The sequence below is a fragment of the Comamonas thiooxydans genome (assembly GCF_000964545.1).
GTDB classification, from domain to species: domain Bacteria; phylum Pseudomonadota; class Gammaproteobacteria; order Burkholderiales; family Burkholderiaceae_C; genus Comamonas; species Comamonas thiooxydans.
The window spans coordinates 219563-244367 of record NZ_BBVD01000005.1; the positions used below are offsets into that span (position 1 = coordinate 219563).

General features: G+C 60.8%; 15 protein-coding genes. 6 read left to right on the plus strand and 9 right to left on the minus strand.

Going from position 1 to position 24805, the window contains the following annotated elements; all coding sequences use genetic code 11:
• Positions 1–65: 65 nt before the first annotated feature.
• From clpA to dnaE, 3 genes are all read right to left on the minus strand, one after another.
• A complete protein-coding gene (clpA, locus tag Cth01_RS08565) occupies positions 66–2390 on the minus strand; it encodes an ATP-dependent Clp protease ATP-binding subunit ClpA (protein WP_012838218.1) in 2325 nt (774 codons plus the stop codon).
• A 62-nt stretch (positions 2391–2452) separates the two neighbouring features.
• Positions 2453–2818 (minus strand): ATP-dependent Clp protease adapter ClpS, encoded by a 366-nt coding sequence (gene clpS, locus Cth01_RS08570; protein ID WP_034349666.1) that lies wholly within the window; start codon positions 2816–2818, stop codon positions 2453–2455.
• A 198-nt stretch (positions 2819–3016) separates the two neighbouring features.
• Complete coding sequence (dnaE, locus tag Cth01_RS08575) at positions 3017–6550, minus strand: DNA polymerase III subunit alpha (protein WP_034379637.1); 3534 nt, start codon at positions 6548–6550, stop codon at positions 3017–3019.
• Between the two features lie 240 nt (positions 6551–6790).
• Between dnaE and Cth01_RS08580 the strand changes: the two genes are divergently transcribed.
• Entirely contained in the window at positions 6791–7582 is a 792-nt protein-coding gene (locus Cth01_RS08580; RefSeq protein WP_003069900.1) for an outer membrane protein assembly factor BamD, read from the plus strand.
• A 55-nt stretch (positions 7583–7637) separates the two neighbouring features.
• On the opposite strand, the gene yoaA is transcribed toward Cth01_RS08580, so the two are convergent.
• On the minus strand, positions 7638–9716 hold the full coding sequence (gene yoaA, locus Cth01_RS08585; RefSeq protein ID WP_045839144.1) for a DNA repair helicase YoaA: 2079 nt from the start codon (positions 9714–9716) through the stop codon (positions 7638–7640).
• Positions 9717–9852: 136 nt separating this feature from the next.
• On the opposite strand from yoaA, the gene Cth01_RS08590 reads away from it, so the two are divergent.
• Complete coding sequence (locus Cth01_RS08590; RefSeq protein WP_045838952.1) at positions 9853–10626, plus strand: PP2C family protein-serine/threonine phosphatase; 774 nt, start codon at positions 9853–9855, stop codon at positions 10624–10626.
• A 117-nt stretch (positions 10627–10743) separates the two neighbouring features.
• On the opposite strand, the gene Cth01_RS08595 is transcribed toward Cth01_RS08590, so the two are convergent.
• From Cth01_RS08595 to Cth01_RS08615, 5 genes are all read right to left on the minus strand, one after another.
• Complete coding sequence (locus Cth01_RS08595; RefSeq protein WP_045839145.1) at positions 10744–11505, minus strand: hypothetical protein; 762 nt, start codon at positions 11503–11505, stop codon at positions 10744–10746.
• Between the two features lie 67 nt (positions 11506–11572).
• A complete protein-coding gene (zapE, locus tag Cth01_RS08600) occupies positions 11573–12670 on the minus strand; it encodes a cell division protein ZapE (RefSeq protein WP_003069887.1) in 1098 nt (365 codons plus the stop codon).
• Positions 12671–12821: 151 nt separating this feature from the next.
• Positions 12822–14249, minus strand: coding sequence for a dihydrolipoyl dehydrogenase (gene lpdA / locus Cth01_RS08605; protein WP_034352346.1), 1428 nt, complete (start codon positions 14247–14249; stop codon positions 12822–12824).
• An 81-nt stretch (positions 14250–14330) separates the two neighbouring features.
• Positions 14331–15572: a 2-oxoglutarate dehydrogenase complex dihydrolipoyllysine-residue succinyltransferase gene (gene odhB / locus Cth01_RS08610; RefSeq protein ID WP_034352343.1), complete on the minus strand. Its 1242-nt coding sequence runs from the start codon at positions 15570–15572 to the stop codon at positions 14331–14333.
• Positions 15573–15635: 63 nt separating this feature from the next.
• Positions 15636–18515: a 2-oxoglutarate dehydrogenase E1 component gene (locus tag Cth01_RS08615; RefSeq protein ID WP_003055529.1), complete on the minus strand. Its 2880-nt coding sequence runs from the start codon at positions 18513–18515 to the stop codon at positions 15636–15638.
• Between the two features lie 220 nt (positions 18516–18735).
• Between Cth01_RS08615 and Cth01_RS08620 the strand changes: the two genes are divergently transcribed.
• From Cth01_RS08620 to Cth01_RS08635, 4 genes are all read left to right on the plus strand, one after another.
• Complete coding sequence (locus Cth01_RS08620) at positions 18736–19911, plus strand: AI-2E family transporter (protein WP_034352340.1); 1176 nt, start codon at positions 18736–18738, stop codon at positions 19909–19911.
• A 233-nt stretch (positions 19912–20144) separates the two neighbouring features.
• Positions 20145–23210: a formate dehydrogenase-N subunit alpha gene (fdnG, locus tag Cth01_RS08625; RefSeq protein WP_139032061.1), complete on the plus strand. Its 3066-nt coding sequence runs from the start codon at positions 20145–20147 to the stop codon at positions 23208–23210.
• A 12-nt stretch (positions 23211–23222) separates the two neighbouring features.
• A complete protein-coding gene (gene fdxH / locus Cth01_RS08630; protein WP_003079546.1) occupies positions 23223–24152 on the plus strand; it encodes a formate dehydrogenase subunit beta in 930 nt (309 codons plus the stop codon).
• Positions 24149–24775: a formate dehydrogenase subunit gamma gene (locus Cth01_RS08635; protein WP_003066500.1), complete on the plus strand. Its 627-nt coding sequence runs from the start codon at positions 24149–24151 to the stop codon at positions 24773–24775. Before fdxH ends, Cth01_RS08635 begins: the two co-directional genes overlap by 4 nt.
• Positions 24776–24805: the final 30 nt, after the last annotated feature.

The following is a 24805-nucleotide window of genomic DNA, read 5'->3' on the forward strand; positions in this document are numbered from 1 at the left end:
AAACCGGCAGTGTCACCACTGCCGGTCTCTGGTTGCAGCATCCCATACGGGCGCTGACGAAGGCCTTATTCGGCCACGGCCTGCTCGGGCTCGGCCTTGGGTGCGTCCTTGGGCAGCTCGGTAATGGTGAGCTTGACATCACCCTTGCCTTCGTTGCCCGCTTCGTCCCACTCCACTTCCAGGCGTCCGCCATTGGTCAAACGACCGAACAGCAGCTCATCGGCCAGCGAGCGGCGGATGGTGTCCTGGATCAGGCGCTGCATGGGGCGTGCACCCATGAGCGGATCGAAGCCCTTCTTGGCCAGATGCTTGCGCAGGTTGTCGCTGAAGGTGACCTCCACCTTCTTCTCGGCCAGTTGCTGCTCGAGCTGCAGCAGGAACTTGTCGACCACGCGCAGAATGATCTGCTCGTCCAGCGGCTTGAAGCTGACGATGGCATCCAGACGGTTGCGGAACTCGGGCGTGAACAGGCGCTTGATATCGCCCATTTCATCACCGGCCTCACGCGGGTTCGTGAAACCGATGGTGGCCTTGTTCATGGTCTCGGCACCCGCATTCGTGGTCATGATGATGATCACGTTGCGGAAGTCGGCCTTGCGTCCGTTGTTGTCGGTCAGCGTGCCGTGATCCATGACCTGCAGCAGCACGTTGAAGATGTCCGGATGCGCTTTTTCGATTTCATCGAGCAGCAGCACCGAATGCGGCTTCTTGGTCACGGCCTCGGTCAGCAACCCTCCCTGGTCAAAACCCACATAGCCGGGAGGAGCGCCGATCAGTCGGCTGACCGCATGACGCTCCATGTACTCGGACATGTCGAAGCGGATCAGGTCCACGCCCAGGATATAGGCCAGTTGCTTGGCGGCTTCCGTCTTGCCGACGCCCGTGGGGCCGGAGAACAGGAAGGAGCCGATCGGCTTGTCCGGCTTGCCCAGGCCCGAGCGCGCCATCTTCACGGCAGACGACAGCACTTCCAGTGCCTTGTCCTGTCCGAAGACCACGCTCTTCAAGTCACGCTCCAGCGTCTGCAGCTTGCTGCGGTCGTCGTTGCTGACGTTGGCCGGCGGGATGCGGGCTATTTTTGCAACGATGGCTTCGATCTCGGCCTTGCCGATGGTCTGCTTGCGCTGGGCTTCGGGCGCGATACGCTGGGCAGCACCGGCCTCATCGATCACGTCAATCGCCTTGTCTGGCAGGTGACGGTCGTTGATGTACTTGGCCGACAGCTCGGCAGCAGCCTGCAGGGCTTCCTGCGCATAGGTGATGCTGTGGTGTTCCTCGAAGCGCGACTTCAGGCCCTTGAGGATGTCCACGGTCTCGGCCACCGTAGGCTCGACCACATCCACCTTCTGGAAACGGCGCGACAGGGCCGCGTCTTTTTCGAAAATGCCACGGTATTCCGTGAAGGTGGTCGCGCCGATGCAGCGCAACTGACCGCTGGACAGCGCAGGCTTGAGCAGATTGGACGCGTCCAGCGTGCCGCCCGAGGCAGCACCGGCGCCGATCAGCGTGTGGATCTCGTCGATGAACAGGATGGCATGCGGCTTGTCCTTGAGCGACTTGAGCACGCCCTTGAGGCGCTGCTCGAAATCGCCGCGGTACTTGGTGCCGGCCAGCAGCGCGCCCATGTCCAGCGAGTAGACCACGCCTTCCTTGAGCACCTCGGGCACCGTGCCCTCGGTGATGCGCCAGGCCAGACCTTCGGCAATCGCGGTCTTGCCCACACCGGCCTCGCCCACCAGCAGCGGGTTGTTCTTGCGACGGCGGCAGAGGATCTGGATGGTGCGCTCCACCTCGTACTCGCGCCCGATCAGCGGATCAATCTTGCCTTCCTTGGCAGCCTGGTTCAGGTTCAGCGTGAACTGCTCCAGCGGCGAGGCCTTTTCATTGCGCTCGCCAGCCGCGCCTTCTTCGCTCTCCGAGGGAGACTCGGCCTTGGCAGGCTCGGGCGGCTCGCCCTTTTTGATGCCATGAGCAATGTAGTTGACCACGTCCAGGCGTGTGACGCCCTGCTGGTGCAGGTAGTACACGGCATGCGAGTCCTTTTCGCCGAAGATGGCCACGAGCACATTGGCGCCCGTCACCTCCTTCTTGCCATTGCCTGTGGACTGCACATGCATGATGGCGCGCTGAATCACACGCTGGAATCCCAGCGTGGGCTGCGTATCCACCTCTTCGGTGCCGTCCACCTGAGGTGTGTTGTCCTTGATGAAGTTGGACAGCGATGAACGCAGGTCGTCGATATTGGCCGCGCATGCGCGCAGCACTTCAGCTGCACTGGGGTTGTCCAGCAGGGCGAGCAGCAGATGCTCCACGGTGATGAACTCGTGACGCTGCTGACGGGCCTCGACAAACGCCATGTGCAAGCTGACTTCCAGTTCTTGAGCGATCATGTGCGACTCCTTTCGGCTTGCTTGGTTGACTCTCTGCTAACTAATCTGAGGGCGGACTGCGCTTATTCAACAGGCTCGAATGTGGCCTGCAACGGATGGCCCGCTTTCTGGGCCGCCTGCAGTACCTGCTCGACCTTGGTCGCCGCCACATCCTGGCTGTAGACGCCGCAGACACCACGGCCGTCCAAATGAATCTTGAGCATGATCTGCGTGGCCGATTCGCGGTCCTTGCCGAACAGCTCCTGCAGCACGGCAATCACGAACTCCATGGGCGTGAAGTCGTCGTTGAGCATCACCACCTGATACATACGTGGCGGCTGCAGCCGCTGGCGGCGCCGCTCGAGCACCAAGGAATCTCCATCGTCAGGCGTTCTGATCGCTGGCGAGACCGGGGGAATTGATGGGAGTTGGGTAGCCATGAAATCCATTCTAGCGAGCCGTTGCAATGTTTTTGCGCTGGCATATGCATAGCATTGTTAGGGATTTCAAGGCGGCTGAAAGCAAATTTGGCAAAACCAAGGGAAATCCATGGAAATCCCTTACCCAGCAAGCGCTCTGCGCTATCAAAAATTCAGGCACTTATCCGACATTCGGGTGCAGGCAGCTCGCAAGGGCTGCCATGCTGCCTATTCATAAACCACTTTGACCTGGCCTGCCGCGGCCGAGCCATACCAGGCAGCCAGTGCGGCATCCGAGGGATAGAAGCGACTGCTCTCGCCCAGCGCCAGCTCGCAGCTGGCGGAGCCGCGCTCGTCGCGGCAGATCAAATCCAGGCGCACTTTCACCCCATGGTTGATATTGCCGCTCTCGGTTTCCTCGACCTTGGCCGGGAACTGGCGCAGCAGCGCCGGCACATCGGGCATCTTCTCCCCGACGCTGACCTGCAGATAGCGCGCAAAACGGCAGCGCGCATCGGCCAGGCTCCACATCTGCTGCACCTTCATGCGCAGGCCGCCGCTGAAGCGGTCGGGCTGGAGACGGCCCGAAACCACGACAAACTCGTCCTCCTTGAGCACTTCGGCGCAAGCTGCCATGGTTTTTTCGTCAACCGAGGCCTCGATCACCGCCGATTTGTCGTCCAGCGTGAAGATGCTCAGCCTGCCGCGCTGGCCGTTGATGGTGCGCAGACCGCCGATGATGCCGGCCATGGTCTGCGGCTCGCGGCTGTCGCGCATCTCGCCGATCGGGGTGCGCACGAAGCGGCGCACTTCGGCCTCGACCTCGTCGAACAGATGGCCTGTCAGATAGAAGCCAATGGCCGTTTTTTCCAGCGTCAGCTTTTCCTTGACGCCCCAGGGCAGCACATCGGCCATGGGTGGCTCCGCCGTGCTCGAGCCCAGCGCATCATCGCCCATCATGTCGAACAGACCGCCCTGATCGGCATTGGCAATCGAGGTCGCCGCAAAGCCGAAGGCCGTGTCCAGCGTCGCCATCAGCGAGGCGCGGTTCATGTCTATCGTGTCAAAGGCGCCGCCCTTGATCAAGGCTTCCACGGTGCGCTTGTTGATGCGGCTGCGATCCACGCGCAGGCAGAAGTCGAACAGGCTCTTGAACGGGCCTTTCTCGTGGCCGTTGGGGCCTGTGCCCTCGCCGTTGCGCGCAGCCACAATGGCTTCGATGGCCGCCTGCCCCGTTCCCTTGATGGCTCCGAGGCCGTAGCGTATGACCTTGTCGGTCACCGGCTCGAAGCGGTACACACCGCGGTTCACATCGGGCATCTCGAAAGTGATGCCCATCTTGAGCGCATCCTCGTACAACACCTTGAGCTTGTCGGTGTTGTCCATTTCCACGGTCATATTGCCGCAGTAGAACTCGGCCGTGTAGTGCACCTTGAGCCAGCCCGTGTGATAGGCCAGCAGGGAGTAGGCTGCCGCGTGCGACTTGTTGAAGCCGTAGCCCGCGAACTTCTCCATCAGATCGAAGACCTCGTCGGCCTTTTCCTCGGACAGTCCGTTCTTGGCCGCCCCTTCGCGGAAGATGCCCCGGTGCTTGACCATCTCCTCGACTTTTTTCTTGCCCATGGCCCGGCGCAGCAAGTCGGCGCCGCCCAGCGAGTAGCCGCCCAGCACCTGGGCGGTCTGCATCACCTGCTCCTGGTAGACCATGATGCCGTAGGTTTCGGCCAGCACCGACTCGACCAGCGGATGCGGGTACTCCACGACTTCCTGCCCGTGCTTGCGGGCAATGAAGGTGGGAATCAGGTCCATGGGACCGGGGCGGTAGAGAGCGTTCAGCGCAATCAGGTCTTCCAGGCGCGAGGGCTTGGCCTCCTTGAGCATCTGCTGCATGCCGCGCGATTCAAACTGGAAGACGGCTTCGGTCTTGCCGTCCGAGAACAGCTTGTAGGTCGGGTAGTCGTCCAGCGGAATGTTCTCGAACTGGAAGTTCTCCTGACCCTTGTGGCGCTTCATGATGAATTCGCGCGCGATCTCCAGGATCGTCAGCGTGGCCAGACCCAAGAAGTCGAACTTCACCAGGCCCACGGCTTCCACGTCGTCCTTGTCGTACATGGCCACGGCCGAGGTACTGCCGGGCTGCTGGTACAGCGGACAGAAATCGGCCAGCCTGCCCGGCGCAATCACCACGCCGCCGGCGTGCATGCCGATGTTTCGCGTCATGCCCTCCAGGCTCTGCGCCATCTCGATCAGGGTCTTGACGTCCTCCTCGCGCTCGATGCGCTCGGCCAGAATCGGCTCCTCCTTGATGGCATAGGTGTATTTGTCGCCTTCCTTGGGCGGATTGGGCGGGTACTTGAGCGTGACATGCAGGCCGGGCTTGTTCGGGATCAGCTTGGAGATGCCGTCGCAGAAGGTGTAGCTCATGTCCAGCACGCGGCCCACGTCGCGGATGGCCGCACGTGCAGCCATGGTGCCGAAGGTGGCGATCTGGCTCACGGCATCGCGGCCGTAGCGATCCTTGACATAGTCGATCACGCGATCACGGTTCTGCTGGCAGAAGTCCACGTCGAAGTCAGGCATGGACACGCGCTCGGGGTTCAGGAAACGCTCGAACAGCAGGTTGTATTCCAGCGGATCAAGGTCGGTCACCTTGAGCACATAGGCCACCAGCGAGCCGGCACCCGAGCCACGGCCCGGCCCCACCGGGCAGCCATTGGCCTTGGCCCACTTGATAAAGTCCGACACGATAAGAAAGTAGCCCGGAAAGCCCATCTTCATGATGGTGCCCAGCTCGAACTCCAGCCGCTCCACATAGCGCGAACGCTGGGCGTCGCGCTTGGCCGCATCGGGATAGAGGTGGACCAGGCGCTCCTCCAGCCCCTGGTAGGACTCGTGGCGGAAGAACTCGTCCATGCTCATGCCGGACGGCACGGGGAAATTGGGCAACTGCGGGTTGCCCAACTCCAGCGTCAGGCTGCAGCGGCGGGCAATTTCGATGGTGTTCTCGATCGCGCTCGGAATGTCGGCAAACAGCTGCTCCATTTCGGCAGCGGTCTTGAAATACTGGTCGCGGGTGAACTTGCGCACCCGCTTGGCATTGCCCAGGATCTCGCCTTCGGCAATGCAAACGCGGGCCTCGTGGGCCTCGTAATCGTCGGGCTTGGCATACTGGATCGGGTGTGTCGCCACCACCGGCAGATTCAAGCGGCTGGCCAGCTTCACGGCCGCCAGCACATGCGACTCGTCATCGGCACGGCCCGCGCGCTGCAGCTCGATATAGAAGCGGTGCGGGAACATGGTGGCCAGGCGCTGGGCAATCTCGGCCGCCCCTTTTTCATCACCACGGGTGAGAGCAATGCCCACGGGGCCGGCTTGCGCACCGGACAGCACGATCAGTCCCTCGCCCAGTTCCTGCAGCCATTCCCACTTGTGCTGCGCCTGATCACGCACTACATTGCGCGTCCAGCCACGTGCCAGCAGCTCGGCAATATTGTGGTAGCCCTGCTTGCTCTGCACAAGAACGATGATCCGCGAAGGCGGCGCATCGCCCAGCCCTTCGAGCATGATCTCGGCGCCCAGCAGAGGCTTGACGCCCTTGCCACGGCCTTCGCGATAGAACTTGATGCCGCCAAACAGATTGTTGAAGTCGGTAATGGCCATCGCCACCTGCCCGTCTTCGGCAGCGGCCTTGATCATGGCATTGACGCGGGTGGTTCCGTCGACGACGGAGAATTCGGTGTGCAGGCGCAGATGGACAAACATGGCCGCTATTGTAGGAAGAGCGCTTCGTCCCTGCGGACTCAATGCCTCTAGATTCGCTGCGGCCGTAGCGTAAAGACGCCAGCAACTCGCGAGCGCGATCCGGCGGCCCATTACAATGCGTCGATCCTTTTTCAGGAAGGTCCGGTCCTGGTGGTGTATGGTGTAGGTTTTGCGCCTTGCCGCCAGATGCGACGGGCCTGCCTCCTATTACCGCTAATGATTGTCAGAAAACTGTCCACCATGCCGCGTATTTCACTGACTCTAGTCCCTGCCGTGTTAATCGCCGCCACGCTGGCGGGATGCTCCAGCACCAAGGACGACCCGACGGCCAAGTGGACACCCGAGCGCATCTATACCGAAGCGCGCGATGAATCTTCCTCCGGCGCCTATGACAAGGCCGTTCCGCTGTTTGAAAAGCTCGAAGGCCGTGCCGCCGGCACGCCACTGGCCCAGCAGGCTCAGCTGGAAAAAGCCTATGCCCAGTACAAGGCCGGCGAAAAAGTGCAGGCTCTGGCCACGCTGGACCGTTTCACCAAACTGCATCCTGCCAGCCCTGCCATGGACTATGCCCTCTACCTCAAGGGCCTGGTCAACTTCAATGACAACCTGGGCATGTTCGGCTGGCTGACCCGCCAGGATCTGTCCGAGCGCGACCAGAAAGCCGCCAAGGACTCCTTCGAGTCCTTCCGCGAACTGGTGACCCGCTTTCCAGATTCCAAGTACTCCGATGATGCCCGCCAGCGCATGCAGTACATCGTGAACTCGCTGGCCCAGTACGAAGTCCATGTCGCCAAGTACTACTACAGCCGAGGCGCCTATGTGGCGGCCATTGCCCGTGCGCAGGCTGCCATCAAGGACTACCAGAACGTGCCCGCGGTGCGCGAAGCCATGGTGATCCTCGTCAAATCCTATGACGCCCTGGGCATGACTCAGCTGCGTGACGACGCCCAGCGCGTGCTGGAGAGCAGCTATGGCGCCAACACCGAGCAAAGCGTAGAGAAGAAAAAAGAATCCTGGTGGAAGCTCTGGTAAGCAGCGTTTTCCGCCCAAGGGACAAAGGATGCGTCAAGCGCATCCTTTTTCATTTCTACGCCTCTGAATCCTGCGCCGGCGTCTGCTCGCCGTCGCGCCTGGCATGTTGCGCCGACAACTGCTCCAGCGCCGCCTCGAACTCCGGCTGACTGCCCAGCACGCGCATGGGAGGCAGCGCCGACATCAACTCCGCTCCATAGCCCATAGTCATCAAGCGGCTGTCGCAGATGACCAGCACGCCACGATCGGCTTCACTGCGGATCAGACGCCCGGCCCCTTGCTTGAGAGCCAGTGCTGCCTCGGGCAGCATGTAATCATGAAACGCCCCTCGCCCCACGCTCTCCAGCAGTCGCGAACGGGCTTCGACCAGCGGGTCGTCAGGTGGCGGAAACGGAAGCTTGTCGATCACCACCAGCTGCAACATGTCGCCGGGCAGGTCCACCCCCTCCCAGAAAGTGGCGGAAGCCACCAGAACAGCTCCTCGTCCGGCGGCTGCCCCTGCGGCCATAAAGCGCTGAATCAAGGCCAGCTTGGGCGCCTCCCCCTGCACCAGCACATCGAGATCAGCAAACAGGCCCAGGCTGGTGCGCAGCGATGCGCTGATCGCATGCAAGGCCTTGAGGGTGGTAGTCAGCACCAGGGTGCGGCCGCCTATGCGCTGCGCCGCATCCAGCACCAACTGGGCGACCTGCTGGCTGTGCTGTGCGCTGCCGGCCGCAGCAAAGGGCTGGGGCACATAGACACCGGCTTGCCGATGGTAGTCAAACGGACTTTCCACCTGCAGCACCTGTGCTCCGCGCAGGCCGCAGGACTCGACAAACCAGCTCAGCTGGGCATCATTGCCCAATGTGGCCGAGGTGAAAACCCAGGCCTTCTTCCTTGAAGGATCGGGCTCCTCGCCCTGGTCCGTGCCGGCATCCTCCAGCGAGCGCTGAAGCAGCCTCTGCTGCATGATGCGGGCAATCGACAGCGGCGACTCCAGCATGCGCAGATACTGCGCCCCGACCTCCAGCCAGCGCACGCATTCATCATCTGCAGGAGCAGCAAAGCGTGCCAGTCGCGCGAGCAACTCTGCGCCGCGCTCATACAGACGCTGCAGCTCTGCCCCTGTCCCCTCCAGGCTTGAGAGTGGAATCAACAAGGCACGCAAGCTCTGCCCCAGCCGCACCAGTGCCGCACGCCATTTCACCGCATCCAGTCCCTGCGGGGTCACCGCTTGCCACGCAAGCCGCCCTCCGACCGGAGGCTTGCCGGCCTGCAGGCGCAGCTCACGCATGGCCTGCTCCAGCGTGGCACAGAGAACCAGCCAGTCGGCCATGCCGCGCGCATGTTCCTGCGTCAGCCTGAGGGCATCACGTGCATACCCCACCAACTGCTGACTGGACAGAGCCTCTCCGGCAAACTGCACGCCGATGTCGTTGAGCCGATGGGCTTCATCGATCACCACCACGCCGGTGCTGGGCAAAAGATGAGCCATGCCGCTGTCGCGTACATCGAGATCGGCAAACAGCAGGTGATGGTTGACCACCACCACGTCGGCCTCCAGCGCCTGCTGACGCGCCTGATTGACATGGCAGCCCTGCCAGTGCGGGCAGTCAGACCCCATGCAATTGTCCTTGGTGGAGCTCACCAAGGGCATCACAGGGGAGCGCTCATCCAGCGCCGTCAGCTCGGCAAGATCGCCGGTACGCGTGACCCTGGCCCAGCGCTCCACATCGGCCACGGCGCGCAGCACCTGCGGATCCTGGGGAGCCGTGCGGCCCTGGCGCACACGCTCCAGCCGCTCCGTACATAGATAGGAAGAACGCCCCTTGAGCCTGGCCATGCGCAGAGGCAGGCCCAGACCATGAACCAGGCGCGGAAGATCACGGGCAAACAGCTGGTCCTGCAGCGCCTTGGTGGCCGTGGACACCAGCACGCGCTGACCGCTGAGCAAGGCAGGCACCAGATAAGCGTAGGTCTTGCCAACACCCGTGCCGGCCTCCACCACCAGCACCCCGCCCGTCTCTATGGCCTGAGCCACCGCCAGGGCCATGCGGGTCTGGCCTGGGCGCGGCGTGAATGCGGGCTCAGCCAGCGAGAGCGCACCTTGCTGTGCAAACACCTGCGCGACCGCCTCCTGCAAATGAGTCAAAACCGTTTCACCTTCCAACAAGCCAAGTCAGCGCAAGCTCACATAAGATCGCAAATATTCGCCGAGGCCCAGCCTCTGGCCGATAAAATGTAACGCAACGTTAAATCTCGCTCCGCGAGCGCACTCGCACACACTCATGTCATCCAGCTACCGCATTCAGGCGGCCACCGGCATTCATCGCGGTGACCGAGAATACCAGCAGGACCAGGTTCTGCTCATGGCGCATCCCTATGCCAAGGGCTGCATTCTCGGCGTGGTAGCCGATGGCATGGGCGGGCGCAGCGGTGGGAGAAAGGCATCCGATCAGGTCATGCTGACGGCCCGCCAGGTTTTCGAGCGCTTTGAGCCCGCCAAGGAAGACTGCACACGCATGCTGCGCACCATTGTGCAGGATGCTCACACCGTCATTCGCCTTACCGCCATAGCAGCGGAACAGGAGCCCCACAGCACCATCGCGGTCTTTGTGGTCCTGCCCGACAGTCGCTGCCACTTCATGCACTCCGGCGATTCACGGCTCTACCATTTTCGCGGCTCTTCCCTCATGCACCGTTCGCTTGATCACTCCTATGTACAGGCACTGGTCGACCGCGGCGAGCTCACCGAAACCGAGGCTCAGCACCACCCACAGTCCAATATCTTGCTGGGCTGCCTGGGTGCCGAGCCGCCGCCGCCCATGAGCCACCACATGATTGAGAAACTGCTGCCGGGCGACAGCTTGATGGCCTGCTCGGACGGCTTGTGGCATTACTTCACCGCACAGGAGCTGGGCACTGTGCTTGACGGACTCTCCCCACGCGAAGCCTCGCAATTTCTGATTGAAAAAGCCAGGCGGCGCGCGGCAGGGAGTGGTGACAACCTCTCGCTGGCAATACTCAAGCTGGATACCTCAGCCGCAGCAGCAAACGCTTGAAGAGCCATTCAGTCCGGACAATCCAGACAAGACTGCTTGAGCGCCGTTGGAAACGGGCGCTTGCAGCAATGCTTTCGGTAGCACCCTGCTGTAGAGCACTGTCTATCCTCAAATGCATCAGGGAGCAGGTGCTGGCAGCGGCGCTGCCGTCTGACCTCGCTCCTTGGCCTGCTGCATAGCCCTGGCTTTGTGCTCGGCTGCAGCCTTCAGCTTGGCCTCATGATCTGCCCGGGCCTTGGCCTCACGCTCGGCTCGCCCCTGATCAGCCTGGACACGGTTTTGCTCGTGGCGGCGCACATAGTCGGCCTGCTTGCTGGCACGCTGCTGAGCCTCGGTCTGGCGCTGGGCCTGCGCCGCCTGCTCGTCAACCGCAGGTTTGGCACCCGGGCCGGTGGGCTGAGGCTGGCTCTTGCCGTTCTTCTCGCGTTGCTGCGACTTCATGGGAACGGCAGCGTTTTCGGCTTTTTTCTCTTCAATGGCCTTCAGCTTGGCCGCCGCCTTTTCCTTGCGCTCCGCGTCGTTGATTTCCAGTTCGCGCGCACGCAGGGGCGCATCTTTTTCACGTGCCGCCCTGCGGGCATCGGCCAGACAGCCCTCCACGGCAAACTTCTGGTAGCAGAGCTTTTCATCAGCCACGCGCTGCTGCTCGATGACGGCGCGTTTGCTGAGAATCTCGTCGCGCTCGGCTGCACGCTGCTGGTGCAGTTGCTGACGCGCCTTGTCGGCAACCTCCTTCTGCGCCTGCTTGTCGGTCTGCTGCGCCGAATCCACCTTTACCTGGGCCATGGCCGGCACACAAGCCAGCCAGATGGCGGCCAGAGGCGCCAGTGCAAAGCCTACAATGCGGCGGCGGATCAGCTGGGCAAGGATAGTGGGCATCGTCATCAACTCAGAACTCGAAGTACAGGCTGGCATCTTAAAGCCGCAGGCAGTTGCCCGCAGGCGATCAGGTCAAGCTGGTGTCCACCACGCGGCGCTCAAGCGCCAGATATTCCTTGGAGCGCATCTCATTCAGACGCGAGACGGTGCGCGGGAACTCGTGGGACAGAGGACCTTCGGTATAGATCTTCTCGGGCGGCACTGCAGCCGACAGGATGAGCTTGACATGGCGATCGTAGAGCACGTCCACCAGCAGCGTAAAGCGCCGCGCGGCCGAAGCCATGTTCACATGCAGCTCGGGCACATCGGACAGCAAGATGGTGTGAAACTGCGTGGCAATTTCCAGATAGTCATTTTGCGAGCGCGGGCCGCCGCAGAGTTCGCGGAAGTCAAACCACACGACGCCACCGGCACGGCGCTTGGCCGCGATCTTGCGGGTCTCGATCTGCATCACCGGCTCTTCGTCATGGGCTTCGGCCAGGCGATCGAAGGTCTCCTGCATCGCAGCATCGGCGTCCGGGCCCAACGGGCAATGATAGAGCTTGGCGTCTTCGAGAGTGCGGCGGCGATAGTCGGTGCCGTTGTCCACGTTCACCACTTCCATGCGCTCCTTGAGCAGGGCAATCGCAGGCAGGATCCGGTCGCGGTGCAAGCCACCGGGATAGAGGCCGTCGGGCTCGAAGTTGGAGGTCGTCACAAAGCCCACGCCGTTGGCAAACAGCGACTCGAGCAGCTTGTAGAGAATCATGGCATCGGTGATGTCGGCGACATGAAACTCGTCAAAGCAGATCAGCTTGTACTTCTTGGCGATCTTGGCGCCAAGGGCATCAAGCGGATTCTGCGTGCCTTGCATGAGATGCATCTCGCGATGCACCTCGCGCATGAATTCGTGAAAGTGCAGTCGCACCTTGCGCTTGAGGGGCACGGCATTGAAGAAGCATTCCATCAGAAAGCTCTTGCCGCGCCCCACCCCGCCGTACATATAGACGCCCTTGGGCAGATCGGGGTGATTGATCAGTTTCTTGAGAGCATTGGAGCGCTTGCCCTTGTACACGGCCCACTCGTCGGCACAGCGCTGCAACGCATCGACTGCACGCAACTGCGCGGGATCGCTTTTGAAACCCTTGGCGGCCAGTTCCGCCTCGTAGGCTTGTCTTACATTCACCGTCTTGTCTCCAGATGCTCAAAAAACAATAGCTGCTACCGCTTATGCACTAAGCGTTAGCAGCCATTTTGTTCTGAATTCTAAAAGAAACTCAGCCTGCGCGCGGGCACTTCACAGCCATGTCAAAACCTGCGCGCAAGACTGAAAAAACTTAGAAGTTCAGGGTACGCTTGTCCACAGCCAGAGCCGCTTCCTTGGTGGATTCGGACAGCGAGGGGTGAGCGTGGCAGATACGGGCGATGTCTTCGCTCGATGCCTTGAACTCCATGGCCACCACGGCTTCGGAAATCAGCTCGGACACCATGGGACCCACCATGTGCACGCCCAGGATTTCGTCAGTCTCGGCGTCGGCCAGGAACTTGACCATGCCGGTCGTGTCGCCCAGTGCACGCGCGCGGCCGTTGGCCAGGAAGGGGAAGGAGCCAGCCTTGTACTTGACGCCTTCAGCCTTGAGCTGCTGCTCGGTACGACCCACCCATGCCACTTCGGGGCTGGTGTAGATCACCGAAGGCAGAGTGGCGAAGTTCACATGGCCGTGCTGGCCGGCAATGCGCTCGGCCACGGCCACGGCTTCTTCCTCGGCCTTGTGCGCCAACATGGGACCACGCACCACGTCGCCCACAGCCCACACGCCAGGCAGATTGGTCTTGCACAGATCGTCCACCACGATGGCGCCGCGCTCGTCCAGAGCCAGGCCCACGGCTTCTGCGTTCAGGCCGATGGTGTTGGCGGTACGGCCGATCGACACGATCAGCTTGTCCACTTCCAGGGTCTGGGCTTCGCCCTTGGCGTTGGTGTAGGCAACGGTCACGCCCTTCTTGCCGGACTTGACTTCACCGATCTTCACGCCCAGCTCGATCTTCAGACCTTGCTTGTCGAAAGCCTTCTTGGCTTCCTTGGCGATCTGCTCATCCACCACGGGCAGGAACTTGTCCATGCCTTCGAGCACGGTCACTTCCGTGCCCAGACGGCGCCAGACCGAGCCCATTTCCAGGCCGATCACACCGGCACCGATCAGGCCCAGCTTCTTGGGAGCCTTGCCCAGGCTCAGAGCGCCGTCGTTGGACAGGATGTTCTCTTCGTCGAAAGCCACGCCGGGCAGAGCACGGGCGTTGGAGCCAGTGGCCACCACGATCTGCTTGCCGGTGATGACTTCCTCTTCCTTGCCGGCAACCTTGATTTCATAGCCGCCTTCGACAGCCTTGACGAAAGAGCCGCGGCCGTGGAAGAAAGTGACCTTGTTCTTCTTGAACAGGTACAGGATGCCGTCGTTGTTCTGCTTCACGATCGCTTCCTTGCGGGCGATCATCTTGGCCACGTCCATCTCGACCTTGCCGGTAGAGATGCCGTGATCAGCAAAGTGCAGCTTGGCATGCTCGAAATGCTCGGAAGACTGCAGCAGCGCCTTGGAGGGAATGCAGCCCACGTTGGTGCAGGTGCCGCCGGGAGCAGCGCCGCCAGCGGCGTTCTTCCACTCGTCGATACAGGCGACGTTGAAACCCAGTTGTGCCGCACGGATGGCAGCGATGTAGCCGCCGGGGCCTGCGCCGATCACGACGACGTCAAATTGCTTGCTCATGATTTGAATCTTTTCTCTGTTTAACTCGAAAAAAGCCCACCGCTTTTGGTGGTGGGCTTTGTAGAAGCTCGATCTGCTGAATTACAGATCAAACAGGAGGCGAGAAGGATCTTCCAGCGCGTCCTTCATGGCAACCAGGCTCAGCACGGCTTCGCGGCCGTCGATGATGCGGTGGTCATAGGACATGGCCAGGTAGTTCATGGGACGGATCACGATCTGACCGTTCTCGACCACGGCGCGATCCTTGGTAGCGTGCACGCCCAGAATGGCGGACTGGGGGGGGTTGATGATGGGGGTGGACATCATCGAGCCGAAGGTGCCGCCATTGGAGATGGAGAAGGTGCCGCCGGTCATTTCTTCAATGCCCAGCTTGCCTTCCTTGGCCTTCTGACCGAATTCGACAATCTTCTTTTCGATGTCGGCGAAGCTCATCTGGTCTGCATTGCGCAGGATGGGCACCACCAAGCCGCGAGGCGAGCTCACAGCGATACCGATGTCGAAGTAGCCGTGGTAGACGATGTCGTTGCCGTCAATAGAGGCGTTCACTGCGGGGAACTTCTTCAGTGCGTGCACTGCAGCCTTGACGAAGAAGGACATGAAGCCCAGCTTCACGCCATGTTCCTTGGTGAACTGGTCCTGGAACTTCTTGCGCAGTTCCATCACGGGAGCCATGTTCACTTCGTTGAACGTGGTCAGGATGGCGTTGGTAGCCTGGGATTGCAGCAGACGCTCGGCAATACGGGCGCGCAGACGTGTCATGGGCACGCGCTGCTCGGGACGGTCGCCCAGGTTTTCCTTGGTCACGGGAGCTGCCACCTGAGGCAGAGCTGCCTTGGGAGCGCCGGTGGGGATGGCTGCGCCGGCCTTGATGGCACCCAGAGCGTCACCCTTGGTCACGCGGCCGTCCTTGCCTGTGCCAGCCACGTTGGCAGCGGACAGGTTGTTGTCGGCCAGGATCTTGGCAGCAGCAGGCATGGCCACGCCGCTCTTGTCGGCGCCGGCAGGTGCGGCGGCCACGGGGGCTGCAGCAGGAGTCGCAGCAGCAGCGGGGGCGGCAGCAGGAGCAGCGGCACCGGCGACGGCTTCGGAGTCGATCTTGGCGATCACTTGCTCGGCAGCCACGGTTGCGCCGTCGCCTTGCAGGATTTCGGTGATCACGCCAGCCGAAGGAGCAGGCACTTCCAGCACGACCTTGTCGGTTTCGATTTCGATGAGGATTTCATCGACGGCCACGGCCTCGCCGACCTTTTTCTTCCAGGTCAGCATGGTGGCTTCAGTGATGGATTCGGACAGCTGGGGGACTTTAACTTCAACGATTGCCATTTTGAATTCTTTCCAAAGATGTTTCTTGTGCCCCCTGTCCTCGGACAGGGGGTGTCGCCTGTATTACTTGGTCAGGACAAAGCCCTTGAGCTTGGCGAATGCGCCTTCCACCAGTGCCTTTTGTTGCTCTTGGTGCAGATGTGCGTAGCCAACGGCGGGCGAAGCGGACGCAGCGCGACCGGAGTAGCCCAGCTTCTGGCCTTCACGCATGTTCTCGTGGATGTTGTGCTGGATGAAGAACCAGGCACCCTGGTTCTGAGGCTCATCCTGGCACCACACGATGTCAGTAGCGTTGGCGTACTTCTTCACTTCGGCGGCGAACGCCTTGTGGGGGAAGGGATACAACTGCTCGACGCGGATGATGGCGACGTCCTTGGATTCCTTCTCGGCACGCTTCTTGACCAGATCGTAGTACACCTTGCCCGAGCAGGCGATGATGCGCTTGACCTTGGCAGCGTTCTTGACGATGGTTTCGTCCTGCTCGGGGATCACGGTCTGGAAACCACCAGAGGTGAATTCGGACAGGGGCGACGTGGCGTCCTTGTTACGCAGCAGCGACTTGGGAGTCATGATGACCAGCGGCTTGCGCAGGCCACGAACCATCTGGCGACGCAGCACGTGGAAGATCTGGCTGGCCGTTGTCGGCTGCACGATCTGCATATTGGTGTCGGCAGCCAGCTGCATGAAGCGTTCCAGACGCGCCGAGCTGTGCTCGGGGCCCTGGCCTTCATAGCCGTGAGGCAGCATCAGTGTCAGGCCGTTGACACGACCCCACTTCACTTCACCGGATGCGATGAACTGGTCGATCACCACCTGGGCGCCGTTGGCGAAGTCGCCGAACTGGGCTTCCCACACCACCAGGGTGTTGGGATCGTTCGATGCATAGCCGTATTCAAAGCCCAGCACCGCCTCTTCGGACAGGATGGAGTCGATCACGACGAACGGAGCCTGATTCTCGGCAGCATTCTGCAAAGGAATATATGTGCCCTCGTCCCACTTTTCACGCTTCTGGTCATGAACCACGGCGTGACGGTGCGTGAAGGTGCCGCGACCCGAGTCTTCACCCGACAGACGCACGGGATAGCCCGAAGCGACCAGGGAGCCGAAGGCCATGGTTTCACCCATGCCCCAGTCCACGTTCACATCGCCGCGGCCCATGGCTGCGCGATCGTCGTACACCTTCTTGACCAGGGCGTGAGGGTTCACGCTGGCAGGCAGAGTCGTGATCTTCTCGGCCAGGCGCTTCCACTCGGTCAAGGGAATAGCTGTGTCGCCAGCGTCGGTCCAGGTCTTGCCCACGAAGGGGCTCCAGTCCACAGCGTACTTGCTCTTGAAGTTGGTCAGCACCACGTCCTGGGTGTGACGGCCTTCGTCCATGGCGGCGCGATAGGCCTTGACCATGTCGTCGCCCAGCGTGTCGCCCAGGCCTTGAGTGGCCAGCTTGTCTGCGTACAGCTTGCGAGTGCCGGGGTGGGCAGCAATCTTCTTGTACATCAGAGGCTGTGTCAGTGCAGGAGTGTCTTGCTCGTTGTGACCCAGCTTGCGGAAGCAGATGATGTCGACCACCACGTCCTTGGAGAATTCCATACGGAATTCCAGGGCCAGCTGCATGGCCAGGCACACGGCTTCGGGATCATCGCCGTTCACGTGCAGCACGGGCGACTCGATCATCTTGACGATGTCGGTGCAATACAGCGTGGAGCGCAGGTCGCGAGGGTCAGAGGTCGTGAAACCGATCTGGTTGTTGATGATGATGTGAACCGTACCGCCGGTGGTATAGCCACGGGTTTCGGACAGCGCCAGGGTTTCCTGGTTCACGCCCTGGCCGGCGAAGGCTGCGTCACCGTGCACCAGCACGGGCAGCACTTGTTTGCCCATGGGGTCGTCGCGGCGGTCCATGCGCGAGCGCACCGAACCTTCCACCACGGGGTTGACGATTTCCAGGTGCGAGGGGTTGAAGGCCAGCGACAGGTGAACGGGGCCGCCCTTGGCAGACACGTCGGAGCTGAAGCCCTGGTGGTACTTCACGTCACCGGCAGGCAGATCTTCGGGAGCGGTGTGATCGAACTCGGCGAACAGATCCTTGGGAGCCTTGCCCAGGGTGTTGACCAGCACGTTCAGACGGCCACGGTGAGCCATGCCGATCACGACTTCCTGCACGCCCTTGGCGCTGGCAGAGTTGATCAGCTCGTCCATGGCGGCGATGAAGGACTCACCACCTTCCAGCGAGAAGCGCTTCTGACCCACATACTTGGTATGCAGATAGCGCTCCAGACCTTCGGCAGCGGTCAGGCGGTCCAGGATGCGCTTTTTCTCGTCCGCATTGAAGACGGGCTTGGAACGGATGGATTCCAGGCGTTGCTGCCACCAGCGCTTCTGATTTTGATTGGTGGCATACATGTACTCGGCGCCCAGGGTGCCGCAGTAGGTTTCGCGCAGAGCATTCATCAGCTCGCGCAAAGTCATGCTTTCCTTGCCGAAGAAAGTGTTGCTGGTGTTGAACACCACTTCCTGGTCGGCGTCGGTGAAGCCGTAGAAGGAAGGCTCCAGCTCGGGAATTTCGGGGCGCTCGGTGCGCTTCAAAGGATCCAGGTCGGCCCAGCGCTGACCCACGTTGCGGTAGGCTGCAATCAGCTGCTGCACGGCCGTGCGTTTACGACCCAGCTCGGAGTCAGCGCCCGAGGCCACCACCACCTTGGTGCCGCCCTGCTTTGCGCGCTCTGCGAAAGCATTGATCACGGGCAGGTGGGGAACGTCCTTGTTGTCGGTGCCGTCGACTGCAGGCACATGCTGCAGGGCATCGAAGTATTCACGCCAGGAATCGGGAACGCTGCCGGGGTTGGCCAGGTAGTTCTCGTACATCTCTTCGACATAGGGCGCATTGCCGCCGAACAGATAGGTGTTGCCTTGATAGGCTTGATAGATCGTTGACTGATCGCTCATATCTCGCTGACCTCCGCTTTCCTTCGGAAAGCATTAGCTGGTTTGTAGAACCTCCCGCGACACGGCTGTACCGATTGGCGGATGCGACTGTGGCTGGGGAAGGGCCTTGAGTTGCGGCAGCCATTGTGCCACTGTTCAAAGTCTTGGTCTTATAAAAGACAAGATGTTTACACCCCTGGGAGTCGCTTACATTGCGGGAACTCCATAAACAAGGATTCGCATGCCGCTTTTGCCGCTTCACAAACGTGCATTCATTCTTCTTTTAATAGCAGTAACCGCAGGATTCGGCTTGGTTCTAGAGGAATATGCCGTAGCCATCTTCTGGGGTGTGGTGTTTGCCATCGTCTTCGCCCCCCTGCACCGCAAGCTGCTGATGCGCATGCCCAACAAGCCCACGCTGGCCGCGCTGGCAACCTTGCTAATTAGTCTGGTAATGGTCATTTTGCCGCTGTCTCTGATAGGCCTCTCGCTCATCAAGGAGACTGCCGCCATCTACGATCGAATCAGCAGCGGCAACCTGTCCGCCGGCAGCTACGTGGAGCAAGTCTTCAATGCCCTTCCCTCCTGGCTGACGCCGTGGATGGAAAAACTGCACCTGGGCACTCTGGAGGAAATCCAGACCAAGCTCTCCAACATCGCCCTGCAGGCCAGCAAGCTCGCCGCCACCAAAGCTGTGGGGCTGGGTCAGAACACCCTGGGCTTTGTGGTGGGCTTTGGCGTCATGCTCTACCTGATCTTTTTTCTGCTGCGTGATGGCAAGGAGTTGGTCGCACGCATCTGGGCAGCCACACCGCTCGCACCCGAACACAAGCGCGAACTGGCCATCAAGTTCATTACCGTCATCCGGGCCACAGTCAAGGGCAATCTGGCCGTTGCAGCCGCCCAGGGCGCGCTGGGGGGGCTGATTTTCTGGATTCTGGGCATTCAGGGTGCAGTACTGTGGGCTGTGGTCATGGCTTTTCTGTCGCTGCTGCCAGCAGTGGGAGCAGGCCTGGTCTGGGGGCCGGTGGCCATCTACTTTCTGGCCACGGGCGCCGTCACCAAAGGCCTGATCCTTGCCGCTTATGGCGTACTGGTCATCGGCCTGGTGGACAACGTGTTGCGCCCCCTGCTGGTCGGCAAGGACACCAAAATGCCCGACTATGTGGTTCTGATCTCCACCCTGGGGGGCATGGCCTTGTTCGGTCTTTCGGGCTTTGTGCTCGGTCCCGCCATTGCCGCCCTGTTCATGGCTGCCTGGGAGTTGTTTGCCACCATGCAGGAGCAGGAGGAGAAGCTGCTAAACCAGGAAATCGCGCAAAAGCGCACATCAGCCGATCCGCAACAGCCTGTAGAAGGCCCTGCCCCCACCGTCGCGCCCCCTCCTGCCGAAACACGCAAAAGCGACACAGATTAGGGATTTCCTGTTCAACCCGGCCTGCTGACCGATGGCTTTTCGAGCTGAAAGTTGATAGGTTTAGAGGTGTAGGTTGAAAACTATCGCCATCATTAAGAAAAACAAAAACGAAACATAAAACTCAAAGTCGCTCAACGTTACTCAAGAATTAAGGGTTTGTAACTGCTATCAAAAATGGGGGGGGTCGTAAAATTTGCTTTCACATAAGCGTTCATACGAAAAGGTACCCCACAATGGACCAATTCTCCAGACGCCAGTTCATGAAAGTGACTGGTTCGACTCTGGCGGGTTCAAGCTTGGCGCTGATGGGCTTCTCACCCACAGCCGCCCTTGCTGAGGTGCGACAGTACAAACTGTCAGCCACCACCGTAACCCGTCAAACCTGCACCTACTGCTCCGTAGGCTGCGGCATCCTCATGTACTCCCTGGGCGACGGCGGGAAAAACTCCCGTCTGTCCGTGATGCACGTGGAAGGCGACCCGGACCATCCGGTCAATCGCGGCACGCTGTGCCCCAAGGGTGCATCGCTGCTGGACTTTGTCCACAGCCCCAGCCGCCTCAAGTACCCCGAATACCGCGCCCCCGGCTCGTCCGAGTGGAAGCGCATGTCCTGGGACGAGGCACTGAACCGCATCGCCAAGCTGCTCAAGGAAGACCGCGACGCCAATTTCGTTGAAACCAACGAAAAAGGCCAGAAGGTCAACCGCTGGCTGACCACCGGCATGCTGGCCGCTTCGGCCTCCAGCAACGAAGCCGGCTACATCACGCACAAAGTGGCCCGCTCCTGGGGCCTTCTTGCACTCGATAACCAAGCACGTGTCTGACACGGCCCGACGGTGGCAGGTCTTGCCCCGACGTTTGGCCGTGGAGCGATGACGAACCATTGGGTCGACATCAAGAACGCGGACGTTATTTTGATCATGGGCGGCAATGCCGCCGAAGCACACCCCTGCGGCTTCAAGTGGGTGACCGAAGCGAAGGAGCACAACAAGGCTCACTTCATGGTGGTCGATCCGCGCTTCAACCGCTCGGCATCCGTGGCTGACTTCTATGCGCCGATCCGCTCCGGCTCGGACATCGTCTTCCTCGGCGGCGTGATCAATTACCTGCTGACCAACGACAGGATCCACCACGAGTATGTGAAGAACTACACGGACTTCTCATTCATCGTGCGCGAGGACTTTGCGTTCGACGAAGGTATTTTCTCCGGCTACAACCCTGAAAAGCGTACCTATGACAAGGCGTCGTGGGACTACGAACTGGGTGAAGACGGCTTCGTGAAGGTCGATCCCACTCTGGAACACCCTCGCTGCGTCTATCAGTGGCTCAAGAAGCACTACGCCGGCTATACCCCCGAGAAGGTGGAATCCATCTGCGGCACACCCAAGGAAAAATTCCTGCACGTGTGCGAGAAGCTTGCTTCGACCGCCGAAGCCGGCCGTGTTGCCACCATCCTGTACGCACTGGGCTGGACCCAGCACACCACGGGTGCGCAGATCCTGCGTACCGGCGCCATGATCCAGCTGCTGCTGGGCAACATCGGTATCGCTGGCGGCGGCATGAACGCGCTGCGTGGCCACTCCAACATCCAGGGCCTGACGGACCTGGGCATCCTGTCTGCTTCGCTTCCCGGGTACCTGACGCTGCCAAACGAAGCCGAACAGGACTACAACCAGTACATCGCCACTCGCACGCCCAAGCTGCTGCGTCCCGGCCAGATGAATTACTGGTCGAACACGCCCAAGTTCCATGTCAGCCTGATGAAGGCGTGGTGGGGCGCGGCCGCAACTGCTGAAAACAACTGGGCGTTCGACTATCTGCCCAAGTTGGACAAGCAGTACGACATGCTGCAGATCTTCGAGATGATGACGCAGGGCAAGGTCAACGGCTATATCGCTCAAGGCTTCAACCCCTTGGCGGCTCTGGCCAACAGCAACAGCGTGCGCGAAGGTCTCAAGAAGCTGAAGTTCCTGGTCATCATGGATCCGCTGGTTACGGAAACTTCGGAATTCTGGAAGAACCACGGCGAATTCAACGACGTGGACTCGGCTTCGATTCAAACCGAGGTGTTCCGCCTGCCTACCACTTGCTTCGCCGAAGAAGACGGTGCCGTGGTCAGCTCCTCGCGCGTGCTGCAGTGGCACTGGAAGGCTGCCGAGCCCCCAGGAGAGGCCAAGACCGACATTGCCATCATGTCTGGTCTGCACCTGCGCCTGAAGGCTCTCTATCAGAAGGAAGGCGGCAAGTTCTCCGAGCCCATCACCAACCTGTACTGGCCTTACGCTGAAGCCGATCACCCCTCTTCCGAGGAAGTGGCCAAGGAATACAACGGCCGTGCGTTGGTGGATCTGTTCGATCCCAAGGACCCCACCAAGCTCATCCGCAAGGCCGGCGAGCAGTTGGCGGGCTTTGGCGAAATGCGCGATGACGGCACCACCCTGGGTGGCTGCTGGATCTGGGCTGGCAGTTGGACCTCTTCCGGCAACCAGATGGCTCGTCGTGACAACAGCGATCCAACAGGCATCGGCAACACGCTGAACTGGGCCTGGGCCTGGCCTGCGAATCGCCGCGTGCTTTACAACCGCGCGTCTTGCGACCGCCAGGGCAAGCCCTTCAACCCAGAGCGCGTGCTGATCAAATGGAACGGCAAACAGTGGGGTGGAGCGGACGTGCCGGACGTGGCCGTGGGCCTGGATCCCGAGGTGATCAATCCCTTCATCATGAACCCCGAAGGGGTGGCCCGTCTGTTTGCTCGCAAGGGCATGGCAGAAGGTCCGTTCCCCACGCACTACGAGGCGTTTGACAACCCGCTGGGCTACAACCCCATGTACCCCAACAACAAGCAGGCCGTCATCAGCCCCGTGATGCGCATCCTGGCAACTGCCAAGGACACGCAGGGCGACCCCAAGGACTACCCGCATGTAGGCACGACCTACCGCCTGACCGAGCACTTCCATTACTGGACCAAGCATGTTCAGCTGAACAACATCGTTCAGCCCGAACAGTTTGTGGAAATCGGCGAGGCACTGGGCAAGGAACTGGGCATAGAGACCGGCCAGAAGGTCAAGGTTTCGTCCAAGCGCGGTTTCGTGAAGGCGGTTGCCGTGGTGACCAAGCGCATCAAGCCCATGAAGATCGATGGCAAGACCATCCATCACGTGGGTGTGCCGATTCACTGGGGCTTCTCCACGACGGGACGCAAGGGCTATCTGGCGAACAACCTGACAGCCTCCGTGGGTGACGGTAACAGCTTGACCCCTGAATCCAAGACCTTCCTCGTGAAGGTGGAAAAGATCTAAGGAGCCACGCTGATGTCCTCAACCATGTCTCTCGATATCAAACGCCGTTCGGCCACGACAACCCCCGCACCCAGCGCACGCGGTGCGCACGCGGGGGAAGTCGCCAAGCTGATCGACGTCTCCAAATGCATTGGCTGCAAGGCTTGCCAGACCGCCTGCATGGAGTGGAACGACCTTCGCGACGAAATCGGCACGGTTGCCGCAGGCGTCTACGACAACCCGACGGATCTGACGTCGGAGTCTTGGACCGTGATGCGCTTTGCCGAGTACGAAAACGAAGCCACAGGCAACCTGGAATGGCTGATCCGCAAGGACGGCTGCATGCACTGCGAAGACCCGGGCTGCCTGAAGGCCTGCCCCTCGCCTGGCGCCATCGTCCAATATGCCAACGGCATCGTGGACTTCCAGCAAGACCAGTGCGTGGGCTGCGGCTACTGCGTCACGGGCTGCCCGTTCAACATTCCGCGCATCTCCAAGAAGGACAACAAGGCGTACAAGTGCACCTTGTGTTCGGATCGCGTGGCTGTTGGTCAGGAGCCCGCCTGCGTCAAGACTTGCCCCACGGGCGCCATCCAGTTTGGCACCAAGGAAGCCATGCAGGAGCAAGCGTCCCGCCGTGTCGTGGACCTCAAGGAACGCGGCTACGAAAAGGCAGGCCTCTACGACCCGCAAGGCGTGGGCGGCACGCACGTGATGTACGTTCTGCATCACGCGGACAAACCTTCGCTGTACAAGGGCCTGCCGGACGATCCGTCCATCAGCCCCATGGTGTCGCTGTGGAAGGGTGTAGCCAAGCCTCTGGCCATGGCCGCACTGGGTGCAGCCGCAATCGGCAGCCTGTTCCACTACATCACCAAGGGACCCAACGACGTGTCCAAGGACCTTGAGGATGAAATGGAACGCAAGGACGCCGAAGCGCTGAACAAGGAGAACGGCAAATGAAACGCAATCCTCGCGACCTCGTGCGCTACAACGCATCGGAGCGCGCCAACCACTGGGTGGTAGGCATTTGCTTCATCTTGCTGGCCCTGTCCGGTCTGGCGTTCTTTCACCCGGCTTTCTTCTGGTTGACCAATCTGTTCGGTGGCGGTCCCTGGACCCGCATCCTGCACCCCTACATCGGGGTTGTCATGGGCGCATTCTTCGTCATCATGGCCTGCCGTTTTGCCAAGCTCAACATCGTTGAGCCGCGCGACATCGAATGGCTCAAGAACGTCAACAAGATGATCGATGGCGACGACCACGACATGCCCGAACAGGGCAAGTACAACGGCGGTCAGAAGCTGTTGTTCTGGGGCCTGGTCATCGGCATGCTGCTGATCGTGATCACCGGCTTTCTGATGTGGCGCGCTTGGTGGACATTGCCGGTCAACGTGGTGCGAGCGGCTTCGGTGGTTCACGCCATCGCTGCCGTGTGGATGATCGGTCTGATCATCATGCACGTGTATGCAGCCATCTGGACTCGCGGCACCATTCGCGCCATGCTTTATGGCACAGTAACGCGAGCCTGGGCCAAGCAACACCACCGCGGCTGGTACCGCAAGATGACGGGTGACAACGACTAAGGTTTTTAGTCCTCTCCCCTAACAACCCAG

What these genes read in the sequence shown, in the direction of transcription:
- fdxH (WP_003079546.1), top strand. Translation starts at nt 23,223, where the DNA reads ATGTCCTCAACCATGTCTCTCGATATCAAACGCCGTTCGGCCACGACA.
- Cth01_RS08580 (WP_003069900.1), top strand. Translation starts at nt 6,791, where the DNA reads ATGCCGCGTATTTCACTGACTCTAGTCCCTGCCGTGTTAATCGCCGCC.
- clpS (WP_034349666.1), bottom strand. Translation starts at nt 2,818, where the DNA reads ATGGATTTCATGGCTACCCAACTCCCATCAATTCCCCCGGTCTCGCCA.
- odhB (WP_034352343.1), bottom strand. Translation starts at nt 15,572, where the DNA reads ATGGCAATCGTTGAAGTTAAAGTCCCCCAGCTGTCCGAATCCATCACT.
- lpdA (WP_034352346.1), bottom strand. Translation starts at nt 14,249, where the DNA reads ATGAGCAAGCAATTTGACGTCGTCGTGATCGGCGCAGGCCCCGGCGGC.
- clpA (WP_012838218.1), bottom strand. Translation starts at nt 2,390, where the DNA reads ATGATCGCTCAAGAACTGGAAGTCAGCTTGCACATGGCGTTTGTCGAG.
- Cth01_RS08635 (WP_003066500.1), top strand. Translation starts at nt 24,149, where the DNA reads ATGAAACGCAATCCTCGCGACCTCGTGCGCTACAACGCATCGGAGCGC.
- Cth01_RS08620 (WP_034352340.1), top strand. Translation starts at nt 18,736, where the DNA reads ATGCCGCTTTTGCCGCTTCACAAACGTGCATTCATTCTTCTTTTAATA.
- dnaE (WP_034379637.1), bottom strand. Translation starts at nt 6,550, where the DNA reads ATGTTTGTCCATCTGCGCCTGCACACCGAATTCTCCGTCGTCGACGGA.
- Cth01_RS08615 (WP_003055529.1), bottom strand. Translation starts at nt 18,515, where the DNA reads ATGAGCGATCAGTCAACGATCTATCAAGCCTATCAAGGCAACACCTAT.
- Cth01_RS08595 (WP_045839145.1), bottom strand. Translation starts at nt 11,505, where the DNA reads ATGCCCACTATCCTTGCCCAGCTGATCCGCCGCCGCATTGTAGGCTTT.
- Cth01_RS08590 (WP_045838952.1), top strand. Translation starts at nt 9,853, where the DNA reads ATGTCATCCAGCTACCGCATTCAGGCGGCCACCGGCATTCATCGCGGT.